The sequence below is a fragment of the Aminipila sp. genome (genome assembly GCF_032051575.1).
Taxonomy (GTDB): Bacteria; Bacillota; Clostridia; order Peptostreptococcales; family Anaerovoracaceae; genus Aminipila.
The window spans coordinates 1-23,381 of sequence record NZ_DAMBYD010000005.1; the positions used below are offsets into that span (position 1 = coordinate 1).

Annotated in this window: 20 protein-coding genes; 17 read left to right on the forward strand and 3 right to left on the reverse strand. The window is 32.2% G+C overall.

Annotated elements, in window-relative coordinates; all coding sequences use genetic code 11:
- The 4 genes from RTW14_RS07595 to RTW14_RS07610 form a co-directional block, all read left to right on the forward strand.
- The coding region (locus tag RTW14_RS07595; RefSeq protein ID WP_312649112.1) for an S-layer homology domain-containing protein at positions 1 to 978 on the forward strand (978 nt) is incomplete at its 5' end.
- Between the two features lie 17 nt (positions 979 to 995).
- Positions 996 to 2,429: an HD domain-containing phosphohydrolase gene (locus RTW14_RS07600; RefSeq protein ID WP_312649114.1), complete on the forward strand. Its 1,434-nt coding sequence runs from the start codon at positions 996 to 998 to the stop codon at positions 2,427 to 2,429.
- A gap of 175 nt (positions 2,430 to 2,604) precedes the next feature.
- Positions 2,605 to 5,637, forward strand: coding sequence for a histidine kinase (locus RTW14_RS07605; RefSeq protein WP_312649115.1), 3,033 nt, complete (start codon positions 2,605 to 2,607; stop codon positions 5,635 to 5,637).
- Positions 5,638 to 5,642: 5 nt separating this feature from the next.
- Positions 5,643 to 6,815, forward strand: a complete 1,173-nt coding sequence (locus tag RTW14_RS07610; RefSeq protein ID WP_312649116.1) for a response regulator — start codon at positions 5,643 to 5,645, stop codon at positions 6,813 to 6,815.
- Positions 6,816 to 6,882: 67 nt separating this feature from the next.
- Here RTW14_RS07610 and RTW14_RS07615 read toward each other — a convergent pair whose 3' ends face one another.
- Both RTW14_RS07615 and RTW14_RS07620 read right to left on the reverse strand, forming a co-directional pair.
- Complete coding sequence (locus RTW14_RS07615) at positions 6,883 to 7,224, reverse strand: hypothetical protein (protein WP_312649117.1); 342 nt, start codon at positions 7,222 to 7,224, stop codon at positions 6,883 to 6,885.
- A gap of 30 nt (positions 7,225 to 7,254) precedes the next feature.
- Entirely contained in the window at positions 7,255 to 7,758 is a 504-nt protein-coding gene (locus RTW14_RS07620) for an SLOG family protein (protein ID WP_312649118.1), read from the reverse strand.
- Between the two features lie 236 nt (positions 7,759 to 7,994).
- Between RTW14_RS07620 and RTW14_RS07625 the strand changes: the two genes are divergently transcribed.
- From RTW14_RS07625 to phaC, 3 genes are read left to right on the forward strand one after another with little or no spacing between them, the layout of a single operon-like run.
- On the forward strand, positions 7,995 to 8,435 hold the full coding sequence (locus tag RTW14_RS07625) for a MaoC family dehydratase (protein ID WP_312649119.1): 441 nt from the start codon (positions 7,995 to 7,997) through the stop codon (positions 8,433 to 8,435).
- Positions 8,436 to 8,448: 13 nt separating this feature from the next.
- Positions 8,449 to 9,504, forward strand: a complete 1,056-nt coding sequence (locus RTW14_RS07630; RefSeq protein WP_312649120.1) for a poly(R)-hydroxyalkanoic acid synthase subunit PhaE — start codon at positions 8,449 to 8,451, stop codon at positions 9,502 to 9,504.
- Positions 9,501 to 10,580, forward strand: coding sequence for a class III poly(R)-hydroxyalkanoic acid synthase subunit PhaC (phaC, locus tag RTW14_RS07635; protein ID WP_312649121.1), 1,080 nt, complete (start codon positions 9,501 to 9,503; stop codon positions 10,578 to 10,580). The genes RTW14_RS07630 and phaC overlap by 4 nt, the downstream gene beginning before the upstream one ends.
- A gap of 132 nt (positions 10,581 to 10,712) precedes the next feature.
- Here the strand turns inward: phaC and RTW14_RS07640 are convergent, their stop codons facing one another.
- Entirely contained in the window at positions 10,713 to 12,452 is a 1,740-nt protein-coding gene (locus tag RTW14_RS07640; protein ID WP_312649122.1) for an ABC-F family ATP-binding cassette domain-containing protein, read from the reverse strand.
- Positions 12,453 to 12,910: 458 nt separating this feature from the next.
- Here RTW14_RS07640 and RTW14_RS07645 point away from each other — a divergent pair, with 458 nt between their 5' ends.
- The 10 genes from RTW14_RS07645 (at position 12,911) to RTW14_RS07690 (ending at position 23,373) form a co-directional block, all read left to right on the forward strand.
- Positions 12,911 to 13,495 carry a hypothetical protein gene (locus tag RTW14_RS07645; protein WP_312649123.1) on the forward strand — a complete coding sequence of 195 codons (585 nt, stop codon included), beginning with the start codon at positions 12,911 to 12,913 and terminating at the stop codon, positions 13,493 to 13,495.
- 351 nt (positions 13,496 to 13,846) lie between these two features.
- A complete protein-coding gene (gene sstT / locus RTW14_RS07650) occupies positions 13,847 to 15,064 on the forward strand; it encodes a serine/threonine transporter SstT (RefSeq protein ID WP_312649124.1) in 1,218 nt (405 codons plus the stop codon).
- Between the two features lie 353 nt (positions 15,065 to 15,417).
- Positions 15,418 to 15,903, forward strand: a complete 486-nt coding sequence (moaC, locus tag RTW14_RS07655; RefSeq protein ID WP_312649125.1) for a cyclic pyranopterin monophosphate synthase MoaC — start codon at positions 15,418 to 15,420, stop codon at positions 15,901 to 15,903.
- Complete coding sequence (gene moaA / locus RTW14_RS07660; RefSeq protein WP_312649126.1) at positions 15,903 to 16,883, forward strand: GTP 3',8-cyclase MoaA; 981 nt, start codon at positions 15,903 to 15,905, stop codon at positions 16,881 to 16,883. The genes moaC and moaA overlap by 1 nt, the downstream gene beginning before the upstream one ends.
- A 14-nt stretch (positions 16,884 to 16,897) precedes the next feature.
- Positions 16,898 to 17,842 (forward strand): molybdenum cofactor synthesis domain-containing protein, encoded by a 945-nt coding sequence (locus RTW14_RS07665; protein ID WP_312649127.1) that lies wholly within the window; start codon positions 16,898 to 16,900, stop codon positions 17,840 to 17,842.
- Positions 17,843 to 17,926: 84 nt separating this feature from the next.
- Entirely contained in the window at positions 17,927 to 18,793 is an 867-nt protein-coding gene (locus RTW14_RS07670; RefSeq protein WP_312649128.1) for a substrate-binding domain-containing protein, read from the forward strand.
- A 21-nt stretch (positions 18,794 to 18,814) separates the two neighbouring features.
- The gene (locus RTW14_RS07675) at positions 18,815 to 19,501 is read left to right on the forward strand and encodes an ABC transporter permease (protein WP_312649129.1); all 687 of its coding nucleotides are present in this window, start codon (positions 18,815 to 18,817) and stop codon (positions 19,499 to 19,501) included.
- On the forward strand, positions 19,485 to 20,171 hold the full coding sequence (locus RTW14_RS07680) for an ATP-binding cassette domain-containing protein (RefSeq protein ID WP_312649130.1): 687 nt from the start codon (positions 19,485 to 19,487) through the stop codon (positions 20,169 to 20,171). The genes RTW14_RS07675 and RTW14_RS07680 overlap by 17 nt, the downstream gene beginning before the upstream one ends.
- 38 nt (positions 20,172 to 20,209) lie before the next feature.
- Positions 20,210 to 21,439 (forward strand): molybdopterin molybdotransferase MoeA, encoded by a 1,230-nt coding sequence (locus RTW14_RS07685; RefSeq protein WP_312649131.1) that lies wholly within the window; start codon positions 20,210 to 20,212, stop codon positions 21,437 to 21,439.
- The gene (locus RTW14_RS07690) at positions 21,436 to 23,373 is read left to right on the forward strand and encodes a molybdopterin biosynthesis protein (protein WP_331654417.1); all 1,938 of its coding nucleotides are present in this window, start codon (positions 21,436 to 21,438) and stop codon (positions 23,371 to 23,373) included. Before RTW14_RS07685 ends, RTW14_RS07690 begins: the two co-directional genes overlap by 4 nt.
- Positions 23,374 to 23,381 lie beyond the last annotated feature (8 nt).

Genomic DNA, 23,381 nt, shown 5'->3' on the forward strand with positions numbered 1-23,381 from the left:
AACGTGACAACAGATGTGACGCTGTATGCACAGTATATTGATATACCACAGGTGATTCATACCATCAGCTTTGATGCAAACAAAGGAACCGGAAGTGTAGCTTCATTGCAGGTAGCAGATGGACAAGCTTCTTCAGTAATACCAGATGGAACAGGGGTAATCGCCCCAGCAGGCAAGAAATTTGACAGCTGGAATACAGCGGCAGACGGAAGCGGGACTAAGTATACAGCAGGAGCAACGGTTGCAAACGTGACAACAGATGTGACGCTGTATGCACAGTATCTAACTGATTCGAGTAGCGGTAGCGGAAGCAGCCACAGTGGCGGAAGTTCTTCTTCAGGAAGTACATCAACCAGCGATAAAACCATAACTGATAAAGAAACGAAGGACCATAAGTTAAACATTAATGTGGAAAGCTGGATTAATCCATTTACAGATGTGGCAAAATCAGATTGGTTCTATAAGAGCGTGGCAATCCTTAACCAGAATAATATAATGGGAGGGACAGATGCTTCTGCATTTTCACCAGATTTAGGCATCAATCGTGGAATGATTGCAGCCATACTATATAGATTGGATGGCACTGAGGAAACCTTTGACAGTGATTTTAAAGATGTGACGAAAGGACAGTATTATGCGAATGCAGTTGCATGGGCACAAAAAAAAGGAATTGTTACAGGATATGGAAACAATATCTTTGCTCCAAATAATAATATTACACGTGAACAGTTAGTTTCCATTCTTTGGAGATATGCAGGCTCTCCTTCGGTTACAGATTATAATGGTATAGCATCAGTGAAAGATGCCTTCGATACATCTAGTTATGCAAAGCAGGCATTAACATGGGCTTATCAGCAGGAAATAATCAGTGGGAATGGGAGTGATTCACTTAAGCCAAAAGGACTGGCTACCAGAGCAGAGGCTGCCATGATGATTACAAATTATGTGAATCTAGTAAAAGAAACTAAATATAAATAGGAGGCGAATTTATAATTATGAAAAAGTTGGAACTAATTGATATGAATGTGAATAGCATCAGTGAAATTTTAACGGCAATACCTGTCGCTGCGATTATCCTTGATTATAACAGTAGAAAAATTTTAGAGGTGAACAAATACTACTTAAATCTTTGCAGCTTAAGTAAAAAAGAATTAATTGGTAAAAATTCAACGGACATTTTTATTAATTATACGGATGAAGAATGCTATCAGCATGCTGATATTCTCAAAAACAAAGAAATAAAAATGTTAAAAAACTATGGAAATTATATTTATGTACGTACATTAGAAAATGAATTTATATATAAGAAAAAACGTGTTATTCTTCAGCTTTTTATAGATATTACAGAGCAATTAAAAGTTCGGAATGGAATAGAAAGAAATATAAAAGTACAATATGCATTGAAAAAAATAAATGAAGCAGCTAGTCAAAAAGAAAATATAAATGAATTTTATATAGAGGTAAAGTTAATACTCCATGAACATTATAGCTCTCTAGGACTTTCAATACAAATAAAAGAAGATAATATAGATACTGAGCCTTTTGTAATTAATCGAAATGATATTTATTTACAGCATAAGCAGGATTTCATCAAAATTCATAATGAAGGCTTAATAGAAAATGTTTACAAAGTAAAGGAAAAAAATGAAGAAATTTTAAATATATTGGCGGTACCATTACAAAATAAAAATGGAGAGGTTAGGGGAAGTCTTTGTTGCTTTTTTTATAAGGATGATTATGTTTATGACAAATCGGATAGAGAATACCTGATTTTTGCGGCGACAACCATTTCCATGTGCTTAGAAAGGCTATATACTGAAAAAGAACTAAAGAAAACCTATCATAAACTTTTAAAGACTCAGGAGTCGATTATACATATTTTAGCAAATGCTCTTGAGGTTAAAGATCCTTATACTGCAGGACATCAGAAACGTGTGTGCCAATTGGCCTATGAAATGGCGAAAAAAATAAGACCAAAAGATAAAGACTTTCTTCAAAGGATAAAGCTTGCTGCATCAATACATGATATTGGTAAAATTTATGTTCCAAGTGAATTGCTGACAAGGCCGGGAATCATTAAGGATATAGAAAAACAATTTATCAATCTTCATGCAGAGGTAGGATATAATCTTCTTAGTAAGGAGCAATCGCTGTCGGACATTGCCCAGATTGTCTATCAGCATCATGAAAGAATGGACGGTAGTGGATATCCAAATGGCATGAAGGGAGAAATGATTTGCACGGAAGCAAAAATCATAGCAGTAGCAGATACTGTGGAGGCTATAAATTCGTTTAGACCATATAGACAAGCTTTAGGAATGTCTGCCGCTATTGATGAAATTAAGGGGGGAGCCGGAGTTATTTATGATGAGGAAGTGGTGAATATATGTGTAGATCTTATAGAAAACGATAGCTTTTCATTTTCTTAAAATATATCGAAAAATAGTGGTAGTTTTTTTGTTTTTCTGTTAAAAATTGTAGGAATATTCTTTCAAATAGAGTATAATAAAGAAAAATGTTAAAATATGAATATATTGTAATGATAATCAAAATAATGTAATAATTTTCAAGTGACATTCTAATAGAAAGGTGACTATGTTTTATATGGGAAAGAAAATAATAGTTCCTTTATTTAGCTTTATAATATTTATAATCATATTGTACATTTATTTCATAGGGTACAGTAAAGCTTGTGAAGGAAACCGAATCATTGCAGAAAACGGAATAATAGATTTAAGAACATATGACTTCGCTATGGAATCTAAACCTTTAAATTTGGATGGAGTGTGGGAATTTTATCCTAACCAATTTATAAATAAATTTAATGAGCCAAAGGAATTTATGCCATTTTATGTTCCAAATAACTGGGAAGGAAAGGTTTCCTCAGATAAAAAAAATGCGTTTGGATATGGAACATTTCATCTGAAAATCCTGATGAGTCCTATACAGGAATCTCAGTTACTTGGTTTAAAAGTAAATTCTATCAAAACAGCCCATAAGATTTTTATTAATGGCAGAGAAATTTCAAGTGATGGGATTATAGGGACAGATATTTCTGTTTATGAAGCAAGGAATAAAAGCTATTCAGTATTCTTTCAAAATAATAAGAGCATAGTAGATATTGTTATCTGGGTTTCAAATTATCATTCAGTAAAATTAGGAGGAATAATCAAACCGGTCTATTTTGGTACACAATCGCAGATTTTGACAGTACAAGAGAATTTTATACTAGTAGAGACCATTATTATTTCAATGATACTTATTATTTCAGCTTCTTTAATCGGTGGATTTTGTATAAGCAGAAATCCTAATTTTTTATACTGTGGTCTAATAGGACTATCTTCAATAGTTTTATTCTTAACGAATGGAGAGGCTTTATTATATAGAATAATGCCATCTTTATCATATGTGAATTTTGAAAAGATACATTCTATTGCAGTTTTAACGTTTGTTTTATTCTTCATAGTATATATGGTGTCGGTAATCCCAGATATTTACAATAAAAACATAATCAAAATATTGGTGACTTCGATTATTATATTGGCTATATTATGTTTGCTTTCTTCATTTTATATAATTAATTTAGTTAATTATTATGCTTCGTTAGCACTTGTATTTATTCTTGTTTACATTTTACAGGGAATAGTATTTACAGCGTTTAGAAGAAATTCAGAAGCATTATTATTGGGAATGACTGTTTCTTCTGTACTGCTGGGAGCATTAAGTTATTCACCTTATTTGTATTTTACAGGCTATTATAATTATTGTATTATTATGTTTTCTGTGTTTCAGTTTATTTTAGTACGGGCACTTTTAATTATTAAAAGATATAAAGTAGATCATCAATTAGTAGAGTTGATGACAGAAGAACTTAAACAAGTGAATTCACTTAGAGAAGGATTAATTATAAAAACAACCAATGAATTTAAATCTCAGCTACTTATGATATCGAGTTTTTTAAAGCATATTTCAGAAGATGAAAGGGCAAATCTGTCGTGTGAAAATTTGCATAAATTACGTTTTGTAATAGATTCAATGGAAAGATTAAATAGGGTAACTGGTACGATAAATGACATTGTAAACTTAAATGCAGATGAAGTCGAATCTAGTTCAAAGGAAATAGAAATCAAAAAGTTATTGGACGACATTGTAAATGCATATGGTTTTATCTATGCAGAAGTAAAGTGTAATATCAGCTTAAAAGCTCCGGATAAGAAGCTATTTATTAAAGGGGATTCAGATAAATTTATTTATATTTTGTTGAGCATTTTTGACAGTGCATTACTCAATTTATATATTGAAGATATCAATGTAACCTTGATTCCTAAGATTAATTGTATTGAATTGGTTGTATCAGCATCTAATAATAACATCTTAAGTTCTGAGATAAAACGTACTTTAGAGGAAAATTTTTTATGTATGAATGATACTTTTCCATATAATTTTAGCGAAATGGGGTTGGGTTTAACTAAAAAATTAGTGGAAGGATTTGGAGGCAGCATAAAATGTTACTCAGATTGGAACTTTAAGAAAATTTGTTTGCATTTGCCTTTAGCTTCAATTCAAGATGATAAATCAAATGATACGTGCCAGAATAATGACAAAGAAAAAATTGATAAGGAGATTGATATAAATCACATACAAAATGATAAAAAAGACGCTCAAACCATATTGATTATAGATAATGATAAAGAAAACCTAAATTTCCTTTTTCATGTATTGTCAAGAGAAAATTATCACATTATCTTACAATCATTAAGTGATGAAGTTTTTAATACGAAAAACAATAATTCTCATATAGATTTAGTTATTATAAATTTAGTTATAACCAATGTTTTAAGTTTTGATAAATGCAAAACAATCCGTGAACAATTTAGTATGATCGAACTGCCTATATTGATTTTAACTTCACCTGTCAGTGAAAAGTTCACTTATTTAGCTCTGCAGGCAGGTGCTAATGATATAATTCAGAAACCCATTCATCCAGATGAACTAAAAGCTAGAATTGCTTCGTTATTGAATATAAAATCCTTAAGTGATTCCAAGCAGGGCTATGAGATGGCTTTTCTTAATGCACAGATCAAGCCGCATTTTCTCTTTAATGCTTTGAATTCGTTAGTTAATTTATGTGAAACCGATTCATTACAGGCATCCAATCTTGTTATATCTATAGCTAATTTTTTAAGGGGAACACTGAATTTTTCTAATGCAGATAAATTAATACCGCTTGAAAAAGAAGTAGCAATAACAAAAGCGTATCTTGAGATTGAGGCAAGTAGGTTTAATAATTTAGTTATAAAGTATTTTATTGATGATATAGATGGATTTTTTATTCCTCCGTTGACAATTCAGATTTTGGCTGAAAATGTCATTAAACATGTTATTAAGTCTAGTACAAAGCAATATATTATTACTATTTCAATGAAAAGAACTTACAATGAACTTGAAATTAGAATTGAAGATAATGGGGAAGGTTTAACAGATGATGTCATTGGCAGTCTTCTTAAAAAGCCTGTTAAAGATGGTGGTATAGGTATTTATAATGTGAATACAAGGTTAAAAACCTTCTGCAATTCAAAATTGGAATATATAACATCACAAAGTGGGACAACGGTATTGTTTTATATAAGGAGGTAACTATTATGACGTATACTGCAATTGCAATTGATGATGAACTAGCTTCTTTAAACCGCTTTTCAAGGTTAATAAAAAACGAGGAAAGGATTGAACTGCTGAATGTTTTCACAGTATCTACTGATGCTTTGAATTTTATCGAAAACAATTTTGTAGACTTAGTTTTTTTGGATATAGAAATGCCGGATATGAATGGGATTGAACTTGCCGGGAAAATTCTATCTTCAAATTCCGAAGCAGAAATTATTTTTGTTACCGCTTATGAAGCTTTTGCACTTCAGGCATTTCATGTATATGCTTCCGGCTATTTATTAAAACCAATTGCAAGTGATGATATCTCTAATATAGTGGATATCATCACGAAGAGAAAAAATAAAAGACAATCAAATGAAATCGAGAACAATATGCTGTATGTTAATAGTTTTGGTAGTGTTGGCTGTTATGTGTACCGTGAAGCAGAGGAAATGATTAAATGGCGCACATCAAAATGTGAAGAATTAATAATATACTTGGTTGAACAAAAAAAAGCAGTATCTCGGGATAAAGTAATTGAGGATTTATGGCCGAATATGAGCTATGATCAAGCTGCAAAGAATTTACACGTCACTTGTTATAATATCAGATCGGCATTAAAAGAATTTAATCTAGATGATGTGGTTATAAAAAAATATGGCGTTTATGAAATTAATAAAAATAAGGTGAAAAGTGATTATTGGGATTTTATTGAAATATTAAATGGCATTAAAGCAAATAAAATAGATTTTGAAAATATAGATTTACTGATAAAAAAATATCAATCGGGATATCTGAATAATAAGTATTACGAATGGTGCGACTTTGTAAAAGCTTGGATGGACATTGAGATTGAAAAAACACTCTATGCTATTTTAGACTCATGTAATCAGGAAAATAATTTTGAGAAAGCAATAGACATACTTTTAAAGATTATATCAATAAATGACTGCGATGACAGCGCCTATGAGCAATTGATAAAAATGTGTATGATTACAGGTAATAAAAGGTTAGCCCTAACATTGCTTCAAAATTATAAAAAAATGCTTGGTAAGGAATTTGGTACAAAACCGCCCAAATGGATTTATGAATTGCTAGAAAACTATGATGAGAGATATTGTGATTTTATAGCGGTGATGGGTAATAAGAAAATGGTAATTAATAAGTAAGCAGCTTTAAATATAGTAAGGGGGGAATGAGAGTATAGAATTTTAATCTATACTCTCAATTACAATATTACCATATCTGATTACACGACCATAGGACTTCTATTTCATCTGGTGCTGATAACTCAAATTCTTTTACATTAAGTTTTCCTTGTTCCATTAACCTAAGCTTTTGAATAGTTTCAAGCTGCAAATTCGGCTTTTCAAATCCACTTTCAACTATTTTTCCTGACTCAACCTGCATTATTAAGTTTCCTTGAATATCTTTAAAAATAAACTTTTCAGCCAAATTCTTTATTTTAATAATGAATGATGCCATATTTTCCGCCGCCAATTCAACCATAAATTCATCGTGATTTTCACTATCTTTATTTGAATAAACACTTACACATCCAAGATTAATCTCTGCCATTATTACTCTCCTTTTACATCATAATAATTTTTAATATAAATTGATGATTTCAAATTTTTTTCTTTTTTTTGTATAGTCTATTATGTAAGCTTTGGCTCCTAAATCACTGTTATAATAACAAATGATTCTCCCACTATGCTGAACCATATATTTATTACTTTCAAAAAAACAATTATCTGTATACTTTTGATTTATCTGAATCACATGATCACACTGCGACAGAGTATTATAATATAGCTCGCTATCCCTTTCAAACCAATTACTTGCTTGCTCTTGGTAAGGAGCAATTGCAATTAATTTGATAAACTTAGGATTTTGTATATTAATGATCTTTTTTCTTAGAAGTACCAAATTTGCACACATCAGTTCAAATTCATAGAAAGCACCAAAATAGAATGTATCTATGCCATTTTCAATTGCATTATTTATTTCTTTGTACATTCTCACCTTTAATTCCTCAAGTTTATTTTGGTTTTGCGGAAGTTTTGCACTACAATTTTCAATAAAGCAAATAGATTTATCATTTTTGTTCATAAACATGCCACCTCTTATTTATTAATACTAAAATCGATATGGTGATTAAACCATCCAGGAAACTACCCAAAGGTATCTTTTTCTGAATAATATAATAATTATAGGATATCAAAATAAACAAAAACTAAACTCTCGTCATGTTTAGATTTCGTTTAGGGCCTATGTAGCATAATTAGCTTAAATTCGAGGAATGAAATATTTTACTTTTTTAGTATATGAAATGGGGAGGGATTATTATGGGTATAGGCAGTCAAAATTTAAAAAGAAATTACGATGAGATCAAAATAGGGGATAAAGATTCCATCAGTAAGGTAATTTCTGAAGAAGATGTAATTTTGTTTTCAAAATTGTCTGGTGACGTAAATTTAATTCATTTAGATGAAGAATTTGCTAGAAAAAGTCCTTTTAAGAGACGAATTGTACCAGGCCTTTTAACTAGTTCATTAATTTCTGCGGTTTTAGGGACAAAGCTTCCTGGGGTAAGTACTTTATATCTATCCCAATCATTAAAATTTTTGGCTCCTGTTTTTTTAGGAGATCAAATAACAGCAGAGGTAGAGGTTTTAAGTAAAATTGACAATAAAAGGATTGTTGTATTAAAAACCAGCGTTTTTAATTCGGATAATGTTGAAGTAGTTTCTGGTGAAGCTGTAGTTAAAAAAATAAAAGAAGATTAAGAGGAGGTTTTGTATGGATTTTAATAATATTATTATAGAGCAGTTTTTTGATATGCAAAAAACTATGTTAAATGTATGGCAAGAAACATTTTTACCTAAAGATGAAGTGAAAAATGAAAAAGTAAAGAAAGAGGGTTCGCAGGATATTATGGATTTTTATAAAAAAATGATTGACTTCAATAACAAGCTTTTTTCTTCATTTAATGGCGGCAATGTATATGAAATATTTAAAAAGATGTCTTTTGGCACCGATGTATATTACAACGTATATAAATTGTGGGAGGATTTAAATAAGCAGGCTTTTAAGCCCGCTATGAATGAATACACTGATATTTATAGGAAATGGAAAGAAGAATATATGAGTTTTGTAAAGAAAAGTTATATTGCTTATTTACCGGATCCTATACAGGCTTTTGTAAAAGAACCTATGGAAATAATGGAAATTTATAAGGAGTTTATTGAAAAGTTTTATGGACCATGGATTGAAAGCAATGAAGAATTAAGTGATTATATGGTAAAAGGAGCATATAAAAATCCTATTGCATATTTAGATTTTATAAAGCTATGGAAAGATAACTATTCAAAATCTTTTGGAAAGATTTTGAATAGTCCGGCTATGGGACTCAATAAAGAGTATTTCGAAAAGCAACGCGAAAGTATGGATACTTTTGTTAAATATCTCACTTTTTTAGGTGAATTTTCAGCTAACCTTTTTTCTGTTTCACAAAAAACTATGGAAGATATACTTAATAATTACGCTGAAATGTTAAAGTCTGGAACTCAGCCTAAAACCTTCAAAGGATTTTACGAGTATTGGTCTAAGGAAAATGAAAATGCATATTTAAAATTATTTAATACGGAAGATTTTAGCAAGTTATTTTCAGAACTTGTGGATTCTTCTATGGTATTTAAAAGCAGATATGACAGTTTAATAGAAGAATATCTGAAATATATTCCGATTCCAACTAAAAGTGAAATGAAGAGTCTTTATAAAACTGTATACGACTTAAAAAAACAGGTAAAAGATGCAAAAAAAGAATTAAACGATTTAAAAGGAGAGAAGAAATGAATTTAGCTTATGGTTTGGATATGGAAAAATCTTTTGATGAAGTTTTTTCATTACAAAAAAAGATAATAAAAGGAATAGAAGTTTTGATGGATGTAGATGATGATGGTTCAGATTCAACCCCAAAGGAACTTGTATATGAAGAAGATAAAATGAAACTATATCATTATAAGCCTCTAACAAAAACTACTTGCAAGGTTCCTACTTTAATAATATATGCTTTAGTAAATAGACAGTATATGATGGATATACAGCAAGACAAAAGTGTAATAAAAAGTCTCTTAGAGCAGGGACTGGATTTATTTATAATTGATTGGGGGTATCCAACAGCTGAAGATAGATATTTAACTATGGAAGATTATATAGAAGGGTATATAAATAATACTGTAGATTTTATATGCAAAGCAAATAAAATAGAAAAAATTAATATAATAGGAGTTTGTCAAGGGGGTACTTTTTCAGCAATTTATTCAGCATTACACCCTGATAAAGTGAAAAGCTTAGTAACTATGATTGCACCTATAGATTTTGATACCGAAGAAGGACTGTTATTTAAATGGGGAAAAAACCTTAATATTGACAGTATGGTAGATGCTTATGGTGTTATACCCGGTGAAATAATGAATGCAGGTTTTATCATCTTAAAGCCTTTCCAGCTCATGATTGATAAATATATAGGTGCTTTGGAAAATTTTGATAATCCCCAAAAAATGTCTGATTTCTTCAGAATGGAGAAATGGATATTTGATAGTCCTGGACAAGCAGGTGAAACTATACGGCAATTTGTAAATGATTTATATAAAGGGAACAAATTAATAAAAGGGGAATTGATGATTGGTGATAAACTGGTGGATTTAAAAAATATCAGCATGCCACTTTTAAATATTTATGGAGAATATGATCATTTAGTCCCTCCATCAGCAAGTAAGCCTTTAAATGAACATATAGGCAGTATCGATAAAGAAATGCTTTCTTTTCCTGTTGGACATATTGGGATGTATGTTAGTTCAAAAGCGCAACATGAAATGGCTACTAAGATAGCAAAGTGGATTATGGAGAAAAGCAAAAAAATTAATTAGGCTGTAAATTAATTACATAAAGATTCAATAGCGGAATCAATCCTGAATTCTGTGTAAAATAATAATCTCTTGGTTGATGTATATATTCTACACCAACCAAGAGATTATCACATTAGATCATTAGAACCAGTTTTAAAGTAACTTAATCAGCGATTCTAACTCTTCAGATAAAACTTTTGCAAGTACAAAATCATTATCTTTCAAAGCTAATTCTATTTTGGTTTCAACGTTTTTTTTCTTCTGTTCAATTTCTAAATAGTCTCGATCAAAATGACTATCATAAATCATCTTCCTAAATTTTCGTATACTCATTTTTCTAATGGTCTTATCTTCAATGATTAAGACATAATCCATACAGTTTACTATAGAATAGAAATCATGAGAAATCATTAGAATCGCACCCTTATAGTTTTCGATAGCCTTTTCCAGTGCTATCTGTGAATAGGTATCTAAATGACTTGTGGGTTCATCAAGAAGCAACAAGTTTGCTTTTCTAGCAGAAACTTTAGCTAATTGAAGCATATTCTTTTCTCCTCCAGATAAGGAAGCTATCTTTTGATTAATTCCTTCTTCCTCAAAGCCATAGTCTGAAAGATAGGATATAATCTCTTGATTAGTTTTGAATCCAGCATCGAAAAACTCATCGAGTATGCTATTAGATTCATTTAACATTTCGCCTTGAAGTTGAGAAAAGTAAGCCACTTGAATGTCCTGGTTAATCTCAATGGAATCATGATTGTTTTTGAAAATTTCTCGGAGTAAAGTCGTTTTGCCAGTACCATTTGAACCAATGAGGGCTACTTTATCTGTAGAATTAATTTGAAAGTTAACATTTTTTAGTAGGATGTCATCAAAGGCAACACTGTAATCCTTGACTTTTAAAGCAATTGTTTGTTGAATTTCATTATCTGTAGTAAAATGGATATTTGGCTGTTTAATATATACAAATGGAGTTTTTATTCTACGCGATTCTAGTCGTTCTTGAATTTTAACTCTAGCATTTAGAGCTTTGCCTCTAGAAGCTTCCGTATTGTATGTTGCAATAGTTCTTAGTTTATCGATTAAGATATCATTTCTCTCAATTTCTTCAGTATCAGCGTTTGCTAGTTCTTGTAACTCAATTTTACTTTCAAGCAGTGAGAAGTTATAATCAATAAATCTTCCTTCAAATTCTTGGAGCTCTGTGTTCTCAAGGTGAATAATTTTATTAAAGCAATGATTCAATAGATATCTGTTGTGCGTAATAACTAGAAGCATTCCTTTGTGTGAATTAATTAGATTTTTAAGGGAATTAAGATTTTCAAAATCTAAAAATACATCAGGTTCATCCATAATCATTAAGTCAGGGTTACTGAGCATTTCTTTAATCACTTGAATAAGCTTGAATTCTCCACCACTAAGTTCAGAAATCATCAGATCTTTCTGATTGATTAGGTTCGCTAAATTTAGTTTCTTGTTAATGTTGCTTTCGAAATCATCACCACCAAGTGCATTAAATGCGTCTAAAGATTGTTGGTACTTGTCCAGTAAGGAATCAACATCCAATGAAGTTTCCATTTCAGTACAAATTGAGGTCAATTCATTTTGCAACTTAATAAATTCTTCACCTATATATTCGAATACTGTAAATTCTTTTGTTTTCTCTCGCTGAGAGAACTGACTTACATACCCAATTTTACAATCGGGTGTTATCTCTAACTTTCCCTCGAACATATATCTATCTGGATTCATAATTAAATCGATCAGTGTACTTTTCCCACTGCCATTTGTCCCTATAAAAGCACAATGTTCACCGTCTTCTAGTGTAAATGAAATTTTATTATACAAATCCTTTTGCGGAAACGAATAGGATAAGTTTTCAACTTTTATCATATGAGTCCTTTCTTTATCATCAAAAAAGAGCTTATAATAATAAGCCCTTTGATACGTTATCGTCATAATAATAATTTTACAATTAATTATTTATAGAGTAAAGACATTTTTGAATTTACAGTTGATAGCATAGCACATTTAATGATTAATTTCAATAATTTCATTTTACTAGTATTGCAAAATTTTATTGACATGGAGTTAACTCAAAGGTGTAACATTATTTTACCCCCAAATAAGAGAAATTATATCGATAATAAGAGAAATATTAATTGACAGCCTTTTGGAAAAAGGATAAGAAATTAGTAATTGTTGCAGAATTTGCAGAAATTTTAAGTACGATATTCACAATAAATTGGGGCAGAAATTGAGCTTAAAAAGCTATTTTCTGTCCCTTTAAAATATGCTAAGAACCTTATTCAAGAAAAGGAATATAATGTTATTAAGAATAATATTTGGAGGTGAAAACCATTAGCGTATTAAACAAAGATGATGTTATGGCAGAAAATGCCTTAATTGAAGATACATTTACACGCAATAGAACAGGTTTTGTTACTATTTCTTATGGTATAAGGGACCGTAATCGGATAATACAAATGCAAGTAGTTACACTTGTAATTGGAAACCATACAAGAATTCAAGATCAGTTTGGAAACAGAATAGGATTTAGAGATTTAAAAATAGGTATGGTTATTAATGCAAGATTTTCTTCGGATATGACAAAAAGTAATCCTCCGCAAGCAAGAGCATTCAGCATAGTGATTATTAAAGAAAACAAGTCATCGTTAATAGAAGAAGGAACGGTTATAAATGTTGATGTGAGTGGTAATTTCGGATACATATTGACTGGAATCCCAAATAATCCAAGACGTCAGATGCGGTATGTGATTAGCAATTCAACTAAATTAAGGGATAGACGAGGTAATCGAATAACTTTACGGGCAATACGTCCTGGTCAAACAGTAAGAATAGAGCGAGAATCATTCCAGACAACAAGTATACCTCCACAGACCAGTGCTCTTTCAGTACAAATAATCTCAGGCTGAATAATAAATAAAAGGGTTATGGACTTATTGATTAACCCTTTTTCTATTTTTCAATATTGTCATATCATGTTACATACAATTATGGGACATGTTGAACAGTATATTATTTTAAAAAGTTTTATATTAGAAAGAGGCATGTTGGCATAAAATATATTTATGAGGAAGATTATGAATTAAATTGTTATGAAATACTATTTGTAGCAGATTTTTATGTTGTAACTACATAAAAAATATGATAAAATTTAAACAATATGGTCTTGTTAAATTATAATGAAGTCAGTAAAATTAGAGTAAAACGATTTAATTTAATTTAATATACAATTAATAATTATAACAAATTTGGAGGGCAAAATGTTTTTAAAAAATTTATTAGTGGGATGGAACAAAATAAGCTTGGTTAAGCAGATTATTATTGGCTTAATCATAGGAATTATTTTAGCAGTAGCACTGCCAAAGCAATTAGCGGGCATTGCAATATTAGGAGACCTTTTTGTAGGTGCATTAAAAGCTGTAGCACCAGTTTTAGTCTTATTCTTAGTTATGTCTGCTATATCACAGCATAAAAGTGGTCAAAAGACCAATATGAAATCTATACTAGTACTTTATCTTCTGGGTACTTTTTTAGCTGGTTTCGTAGCAGTTTGCGCAAGTTTTGTTTTTAAAGTACGCTTAGTTTTAGCGGGGGGTACACAAGATATAACTGCCCCTGAAGGACTTGTTGAAGTTTTAAAGACATTAATATTTAAAGTTGTTGATAACCCTATAAATGCTATTTCAACAGCTAATTACATTGGTATTTTGACTTGGGCAATTTTGTTAGGTTTGGCATTAAAGTTTGCATCAGACAATACAAAGAATTTGATTTCTGATATTTCCAATGCAGTATCACAAGTTGTTAAATGGGTGATAAAATTTGCACCACTTGGGGTTATGGGACTTGTATTTAATGCGATTTCAACTACAGGCATAAAAAGCTTAATAGATTATGGAAAAATTGTACTATTGCTTGTTAGTGTTATGATTTTTGTTGCATTAGTTTTAAATCCTATTATTGTGTATTTTACAATAAAAAAGAATCCGTATCCATTAGTATTTAAGTGCTTAAAGGATAGTGGAATAACAGCTTTCTTTACAAGAAGTTCTGCAGCTAATATTCCTGTTAATATGCAGCTATGTGAAAGATTAGGATTGGATAAGGATACTTATTCCATATCAATACCTTTAGGAGCTACCATAAATATGGCAGGTGCATCTGTTACAATTGCAGTTCTTACCATGGCAGCCACATATACTTTAGGTATTACTGTTGACTTGCCAACCGCTGTTATTTTAAGTTTTCTTACTGCTTTAAGTGCGTGTGGTGCTTCCGGTGTGGCTGGCGGATCTTTGCTGTTAATACCTTTGGCTTGTAGTTTATTTGGTATCCCAAATGATATTGCAATGCAGGTTGTTGGTGTAGGATTTATTGTAGGAGTTATACAGGATTCTTGTGAAACAGCACTGAACTCTTCCACAGACGTACTATTCACTGCTGCTGCTGATATCAGGGAAAAAAGTAAGATAAAATAAAAGAATAACAAAGATATATTAACTAAGACTGTTACAAAAAATGAGTAAACAAATTTACTATTTTGTAACAGTTTTTTTATAGCTTAAATTCACATTACTAGGGGTAAATATGCCAATAATTCAGAAAATTCTGTAAATAATTTGCTATTTTAAAATAAATCTAATATAATATAACAAAATAAAGCATCAATTTACAAATTGTTTTTTATTGCGTATAATCAAAAATTGAGTCAATAAGAAACATTATTTTTTGATATATTTTCTATCTTAGTAAGCATTGGCGATGAATAGTTAGCCATTATATTTTACATACTAATGAACAAACATTTAAATAAGAAATAGGAGTTTATATTATGACAGAATTTACCCATTTTGATTCCCAAGGAAATGCAGTTATGGTTGATGTATCCAACAAAGATATTACTGTTCGTACAGCAGTTGCCAAAGGAACAATTTTTGTTAATTCTCATGTTATGGAAGCGGTATTAAATTGTTCCGTAAAAAAGGGAGACGTTCTTGGAGTAGCCAGAGTAGCAGGCATTATGGCAGTAAAAAATACAGCATTTTTGATTCCTATGTGCCATACGGTAAACATAAATAAGGCCTCTGTGGATTTTGATATTTGTGAGGAAACAGGGTGCATACATGCTGTCTGTTCTGTAACCACAGAAGGAAAAACTGGTGTTGAGATGGAAGCGTTAACTGGAGTAACTACGGCACTCCTTACTGTGTATGACATGTGTAAAGCAATGGACAAACATATGGAAATAAAAGAAGTGTATTTAGAGAAAAAAACAGGTGGTAAAAGTGGTGACTTTTATAATAGAAAGGAATTTTAATGATTGATGGTTGTAAAAGAAATATAGATTATATTCGAATATCAGTAACAGATAGATGTAATTTACGCTGTATTTATTGCATGCCAGAGGAAGGAGTAGAACATTTATATCATGAGAGTATTCTTACATATGAAGAAATACTAAGGCTTTGTAGATGTTTTGTCACGCTTGGTATAAATAAAATAAAGATAACTGGCGGTGAGCCATTGGTTAGAAAAAATATTGCTACTTTAATTAGACAAATCAAGGAATTAGATGGGATTAAAAGTGTTACTCTGACATCAAATGCTATTCTGTTAAAAGAACAACTGCCAGATTTAGTTAAGGCTGGTCTGGATGGAGTTAATATCAGCTTGGACACTTTAAATCCAAGGATTTATGAAAAAATTACAAGGAAGGATGCGTTAGAAAAGGTTCTTGATGCTATGCAAGAATCTTTAAACTATCCAGAGCTGAATGTAAAAATAAATTGTGTTCCTCTTCAAGAGACAAGCAATGAAGATATTATTAATATTGCCAGTCTTGCAAAGAACTCAAGATTAAAGGTAAGATTTATTGAAATGATGCCTATTGGATTAGGAAAGAACTTTTCCTATTTCAGTGAAGATAAAATAATAAAAATAATAGAGCAGGTTTATGGTCCTCTCAAAAAAATAAATAATGTGTATGGTAATGGACCAGCACATTATTATTCATTACAGGATTTTCAAGGCAAAATCGGTTTTATCAGTGCTATATCCCATCAATTCTGTGAAGAATGCAATAGGGTAAGGTTGACGTCAGATGGTTTTCTGAAAACCTGCCTGCATTATTCAGAAGGTACAGATTTAAAAGCCATACTAAGGGCTAATATGGACGATTCTGTTTTAGAGCAGATAATCAAACAAACTATTTATGATAAGCCGTTAAGCCATAATTTTAATGAGAAACTTCATCATAAGACATTTGAGCAAGGTCAAATGTCTCAAATAGGCGGATGATATCAGGAGGTTTTATGGGAAAAGTAATTGCAGTCTGCATTAGTGAAAAAAAAGGTACAGAAAAGGTAAATGTGCATTATGGGGAATTTATAAAAGATTATGGAATAAAAGGCGATGCTCATGCTGGAAAATGGCATAGACAGGTAAGTCTTTTATCACATGACAAAATTGAAGCATTTAAGAATAAGGGAGCAGAAGTCGCTGAAGGGGCATTTGGTGAGAATCTGATTGTTGAAGGAATTGATTTTCGTTCGTTACCTATTGGCACTAAATTTAAATGCAATGAGGTTCTGTTAGAATTAACTCAAATAGGGAAACAATGCCATAGTGGGTGTAGCATCTATCACAAAATGGGAGATTGTATCATGCCAAGAGAGGGAGTTTTTGCCCGGGTTTTATCTGGCGGTGTTATTCATGAAGGAGACCAAATGGAAGTAATTAAAATGGAATTAGAAATAACTAAAACTAACGGATTTAAAGTAGCTGTGATTACCTCAAGTGATTCTGGATTTGCAGGAGAAAGAGAAGATGTAAGTGGACCAGTAATAAGTAGAATAGTAAGGGAATATGGGTATGAAGTTATATATGAAACTATTCTTCCAGATGATATGAATATGTTATGTGATGAGATGAAATATCTATGTGATAATAATACAGCAGACTTGATTCTAACAACTGGTGGTACAGGTTTTTCTCAAAGAGATTGTATGCCAGAAGCCACACAAAAGATATCAGAACGAATGGTTCCTGGAATCCCAGAGGCAATGCGTGCTTATAGCATGCAAATTACTAAACGTTCGATGTTATCTAGGGCAGCCTGTGGTATTCGTAAAGGTACATTAATCCTTAATCTTCCAGGAAGTCCAAAAGCAGTAGAGGAATGTCTAACTTATGTTTTACCTGAACTAGAGCATGGTCTGAAAATATTAAAGGGTACAGCTAGCAATTGCGCAAGATAAAACACTTTTTGTATGATTTCCATTGATTCGAACAAAATATCTATTAAATTATTTAGGCTACTGAGGTAGCGGATGGAGGTAAATATGAAAAAGAAAAATGTGTTTATTGCATTATTTGTGATTTTAAGTATTGTATTTTCTGGTTGTGGTAATGTTACAGAAGATGATAATGCTACGAAGGGTTCTTCAGATAATACAAAGTCTAAAGGAAAGATTATATTAGCAACTACTACTAGTACTCAGGACTCGGGACTATTGGATGTATTACTTCCTGAGTTTACAAAGCAGACAGGATGGGAAGTTGATAGCATAGCAGTGGGTACGGGAGAAGCACTAAAGATGGGCGAAACAGGAGAAGCCGATGTTTTGCTTGTTCATGCGAAATCCAAGGAAGATGCATTTATTGAAGCTGGATATGGACTGAAACGTTATGATGTTATGTATAATGATTTTTTAATCATTGGACCAAAGAATTCCATCAAAAAGAATGAAGACGTTAAGCAAACCTTTAAATCAATTTATGATAATCAATATACATTTGTATCTCGTGGCGATGAGTCTGGTACACATACAAAAGAACTGGATATTTGGAAAAGCATTGGGGTTACACCGACTGATAATCCTAATTATGTTAGTGCAGGTCAAGGAATGGGTGCAACCATACTTATGGCAGATGAAAAAAATGCTTATACTCTTTCTGATAGAGCCACATGGTTAACCACCAAAGAAAAAACAACATTGGATATTATTTGTGAAAAAGATTCACAACTTTTAAATTATTATGGGGTAATTGCTGTAAATCCTAAACTTAATTCAAAGATTAATGAAGAAGGCGCACAGGCTTTCGTTGATTGGATACTATCAGATGAAACACAGAAGCTTATAGGAGACTTTGGTGTAGAAGAATACGGAGAATCACTGTTTATCCCTAATGCTACAGCAAATGAATAAGTAGGAAAATTGAGGTCCTTTATGGAATTTTGGAGTAATATTGGAATCGAAATAAATAAAGAAACCTTAGACATTATCTTGCTTACAATTAAGCTGGCCTTTATTTCTACGATTATATCAAGTTTAATTGGATTACCCATAGGCATCCTTTTACAAAGGATAGACTTTATTGGGAAGAAAATAGTTGTTAGAATAAATCGGACTTTAATGGGATTGCCTCCTGTGGTTGTAGGTTTAACGGTATATTTGCTTTTAATGAGGAGAGGTTTATTTGGTAAGTGGGAATTACTATTTTCCTTTCAAGCAATGGTTATTGCCCAAACACTGCTTATAACACCTATTATTAGTGGTATGGTTTATACAACTGCTTTAAATTCGGCGCCTCAAATACGAGATTTTGCTAAAAGTATGGGCGCCAATAGGTGGCAAACCTATTGGCTGCTCATAAGGGAATTGAAAAATGATGTACTATTTATAATTATTACTGGTTTTGGAAGGTCTATCAGTGAAGTGGGTGCTGTGATGATTGTAGGGGGAAATATACAATATGAGACAAGAACGATGACCACAGCAATAGTATTGATGAGAAATAAAGGCGATTTCAGTGAAGCAATTACTTTGGGAGTGGTATTACTTGTCATATATTTTATAATCCAAAGCATAATTGATTTTATTAGAAGGTACGAGAATAATGATGAGAATTATTGAATTGGAAAAAAACATTGGAAACTTTCATTTGAATATTAAGGATTTAATAATAGAAGAAAATAAAATTCATGGGGTGATAGGAAACAATGGGAGTGGTAAATCTACACTGATTAAATTAATGGCAGGATTGATTGAGCCAGATAAAGGGACAATTGACATTGGTCCAATTACCATGAAAGACATTACAATTATTACACAAAGACCATACATGCTTCACGATACAGTATATAAAAACCTTATTTATCCATTAAAAATCAGAAAGCAAGAGCTTCCTCAAAGTGAAATCATGGAGTGTATAAGTAAGTGTGGGTTATGGGGGAAAGAAAAGCAATATGCCCCAAGTCTCTCAAGCGGAGAACGTCAGAAACTTTCTATTGCCAGAGCATTAATATTTAAACCAAAGGTAGTTCTCATGGATGAAACTCTAGCGAACTTAGATCCAGACAGTATTGTATTGTTTGAACAGATTATTTCTGAGATTCAAATAAAACAACCTATTACATGGATTATAGTAAGTCATCAACTTGCACATATTTATAAAATATGTGATCAGGTGCATTTTATGGCAAACGGAACGATACTATCCTCTGGAGCACCAAAAGAGCTTTTTTCAAAAGTTGAAGATCCTATTATTAAACAGTATTTAGAAAGATATCATATAGGAAATTAGCAAAGCTTGGTTCAATTACGGAAAGGCATAAATGTAGTATGGAATTATTAAAGGTAGATACCATTGCATCAGCAAGGGAAAAACTAATAAATATTGTACAAAATTCAACTCTTCATACAATTTGTATGAATTTACTTTCAGCTCACGGATATATTTTGTCAAAAGATATCTTTTCAGAAGAACAGGTGCCAGCATTCCGTCGCTCAACTGTAGACGGTTATGCTGTTATTTCTAAAGATACTGTGGGCGCATCAGAAAGTATGCCGGTTTTCTTAGAAGTTATTGATGAGATTGTTATGGGGGCATCTGCCCAAAAACAAATACATTCTGGAGAATGTGTATATGTTCCAACTGGGGGAATGATACCAGAAGGAGCAGATGCAGTGGTAATGGTTGAGTATTGTGAAATGTTTGATACAAGGCAAACGGCTGTTTATATTTCTATTGCACATGGAAAAAATATAGTTTTAGAAGGCGAAGATATCAAGAAGGGTGAATTAGTAATAAAATGTGGAACTATAATACGTCCCCAAGAAATAGGAGCATTAGCTTGTTTGGGAATTACAGAAGTTGATGTATACAGACCTTGGAAAATTACTATTATTTCAACAGGAGATGAACTTGTATTACCAGAGCATAAACCAGATTTGGGAAAAATCAGAGATATTAATAGCTATTCTCTTTATGCTCAGGCAATTAGGCATGGACTGGAAGTTATAGATTTAAAGGTGCTTAAGGATGATGAGCTGTTGCTTAAACAAGCAATAATTCAGGCAATGGAGCAGAGTGACCTAATTATTATATCTGGTGGAAGTTCACAGGGAAAAAAGGATGTAACAAATAAAATTATTAATCAAGTAGCAAGTCGTGGTTCGTTTACCCACGGATTGGCATTAAAGCCAGGAAAACCAACAATTTTAGGATATGACGAAAATACAAAAACCTTACTGGCAGGTCTTCCAGGACATCCAGTTGCTGCAATCTTGGTATTTGAATTGCTTATCATCTGGTTTTGGAAAAGGATTACAAATCAGCCACTAGAAAAATCAATATTTGCACAAATAACATCTAATTTTGCCAGTGCTCCAGGAAAAATGACTTGTCAGCTTGTGCAACTAATTAAACAAGGGAATCAATATTATGCTGAACCAATTTTAGGGAAGTCTGGATTAATTACTACTCTAACAAGAGCAGATGGTTATATTTTAATTAATCAGAATAAAGAAGGCATAAACAAAGGCGAAGTGGTTGAGGTGTTTTTTATTTGAAAGGTACTAAAGGCATGGGTAAAAGAAATTTATATTTAAGTAATACACCACCAGATGAAGCCCTCAATGTTTATATGAGGGCACTTAAAGGAATAATACACAGGCAATATGAGTGGATACCGGTAGAGAACAGCTTAGGACGAATAACAAGGGAGGCTGTTTATGCTAAATGTTCTTCCCCTCTTTTTAATGCCGCTGCTATGGATGGGATTGCAGTTATTGCATTAAATACAAAAAATGCTTCTGAAAGAACACCTCTTGTTTTAAAAAAGGAAAAAGACTTTAAGGTGGTTGACACAGGCGATCCAATACGTTATCCCTATGATGCGGTTATTATGGCAGAGGAAGTGATTGAGGTAGATGATTATACTGTGCAAATTATTGAAGCAGCTGCCAGTTGGCAGCATATCAGGCCTATTGGGGAAGACATTGTTACAGGTGAAATGCTGTTGCCTGGTATGCATAAAATACGGCCTATTGACATAGGAGTATTATTTTCTGGAGGAATTATAAAAATTGAAGTAGTGAAATGCCCTCGAATTGCCATTTTTCCTACAGGGACAGAAATAATTGAACCAACGGAAACACCAAAGGATGGAGATATTCTTGAATCAAATTCTAGAATGTTTGAGGCAATGGTAACTTCTTATGGTGGAATAGCTTATAGGTTTTCACCTATTGAGGACGACTATAAAAAAATTAAGGCTGCTATTAAAAATGCACTAAATAGCTATGATTTGATTATCGTAAATGCAGGATCCAGTGCAGGTACAGAGGATTACACAGTACACATTTTACGGGAAATAGGTGAGGTACTTGTTCACGGAGTAGCCATTAAGCCAGGGAAGCCCGTAATTCTTTCGATTGCAGAAGGAAAGCCAATTGTAGGACTGCCAGGTTATCCTGTATCCGCTTATATTGGCTTCGAAAATTTTGTAAAACCAGTGCTTTCTTTATTTACGGGAGAAAGTATTTATGAAAATGATGTGGTGGAAGCAATAATATCCAAGCGTATGGTGTCTTCGCTGAAGCATAAAGAATATGTCAGGGTAAAGGTTGGGAAGGTGGGAGATAAATTGGTTGCATCTCCACTTGCCCGAGGTGCAGGTGCAGCTATGAGTCTTGTACGTGCAGATGGTTTTTGCGTAATTAATCAAAATAGTGAAGGAGTAGAAGCAGGAGACACTGTAACAGTAGAATTATACAGGAGTCTGCAAGAAATAAGACATACCATTGTTTCTATCGGAAGTCATGATTTAATACTAGATATGATTGCAGATTTGATGTCTGTAAATTATATGGGCACACATTTATCAAGTACACATGTAGGAAGTTATGCAGGTCTAATGGCACTTAAAAGGGGAGAAGCTCATATTGCACCTATTCATTTATTGGATGAAGCTTCGGGTGTATATAATACATCTTATCTAAAAAAAATATTTAATGAACCAATGGCATTAATCAAAGGTGTAATGCGCATTCAAGGTATATTTGTAAAAAAGGGCAATCCATTACACATAAAAGGAATAGAGGATTTGAAAGTTTGTCGTTATGTTAATCGGCAACGGGGAGCAGGAACAAGAGTTTTATTTGATTATAAGTTGAAACAAGCAGGCATAGAGCCTTGTGAGATTCCAGGATATGACCGAGAAGCGGCTACACATATGGCAGTAGCTGCACTTGTATCAAGTGACAGTGCAGATGCAGGTTTAGGAATCCTGTCGGCTGCCAAAGCAATGAAATTAGACTTTATTGAAATAGGGTTAGAGGAATATGATTTTGCTATACCAGTTAAGTATTTACAACTTCCGGAAATTACAACATTTATAAATGTATTGAAAAGTAAGGAATTTCATGTTCGTTTGGATGAAACAGGTGGTTATGAATATGAGGAGGCAGGGCTGGTCAACTTTATTGATGAGATAATGCACTAACGGAGAGG

Excerpts from the sequence above, each read along its gene's own strand:
- moaA (WP_312649126.1), top strand. The coding sequence starts at position 15,903 with ATGATTGATGGTTGTAAAAGAAATATAGATTATATTCGAATATCAGTA.
- sstT (WP_312649124.1), top strand. The coding sequence starts at position 13,847 with ATGTTTTTAAAAAATTTATTAGTGGGATGGAACAAAATAAGCTTGGTT.
- RTW14_RS07685 (WP_312649131.1), top strand. The coding sequence starts at position 20,210 with ATGGAATTATTAAAGGTAGATACCATTGCATCAGCAAGGGAAAAACTA.
- RTW14_RS07630 (WP_312649120.1), top strand. The coding sequence starts at position 8,449 with ATGGATTTTAATAATATTATTATAGAGCAGTTTTTTGATATGCAAAAA.
- RTW14_RS07670 (WP_312649128.1), top strand. The coding sequence starts at position 17,927 with ATGAAAAAGAAAAATGTGTTTATTGCATTATTTGTGATTTTAAGTATT.
- phaC (WP_312649121.1), top strand. The coding sequence starts at position 9,501 with ATGAATTTAGCTTATGGTTTGGATATGGAAAAATCTTTTGATGAAGTT.
- RTW14_RS07605 (WP_312649115.1), top strand. The coding sequence starts at position 2,605 with ATGGGAAAGAAAATAATAGTTCCTTTATTTAGCTTTATAATATTTATA.
- RTW14_RS07665 (WP_312649127.1), top strand. The coding sequence starts at position 16,898 with ATGGGAAAAGTAATTGCAGTCTGCATTAGTGAAAAAAAAGGTACAGAA.
- RTW14_RS07620 (WP_312649118.1), bottom strand. The coding sequence starts at position 7,758 with ATGAACAAAAATGATAAATCTATTTGCTTTATTGAAAATTGTAGTGCA.
- RTW14_RS07625 (WP_312649119.1), top strand. The coding sequence starts at position 7,995 with ATGGGTATAGGCAGTCAAAATTTAAAAAGAAATTACGATGAGATCAAA.
- moaC (WP_312649125.1), top strand. The coding sequence starts at position 15,418 with ATGACAGAATTTACCCATTTTGATTCCCAAGGAAATGCAGTTATGGTT.
- RTW14_RS07610 (WP_312649116.1), top strand. The coding sequence starts at position 5,643 with ATGACGTATACTGCAATTGCAATTGATGATGAACTAGCTTCTTTAAAC.
- RTW14_RS07615 (WP_312649117.1), bottom strand. The coding sequence starts at position 7,224 with ATGGCAGAGATTAATCTTGGATGTGTAAGTGTTTATTCAAATAAAGAT.
- RTW14_RS07600 (WP_312649114.1), top strand. The coding sequence starts at position 996 with ATGAAAAAGTTGGAACTAATTGATATGAATGTGAATAGCATCAGTGAA.
- RTW14_RS07640 (WP_312649122.1), bottom strand. The coding sequence starts at position 12,452 with ATGATAAAAGTTGAAAACTTATCCTATTCGTTTCCGCAAAAGGATTTG.
- RTW14_RS07680 (WP_312649130.1), top strand. The coding sequence starts at position 19,485 with ATGATGAGAATTATTGAATTGGAAAAAAACATTGGAAACTTTCATTTG.
- RTW14_RS07675 (WP_312649129.1), top strand. The coding sequence starts at position 18,815 with ATGGAATTTTGGAGTAATATTGGAATCGAAATAAATAAAGAAACCTTA.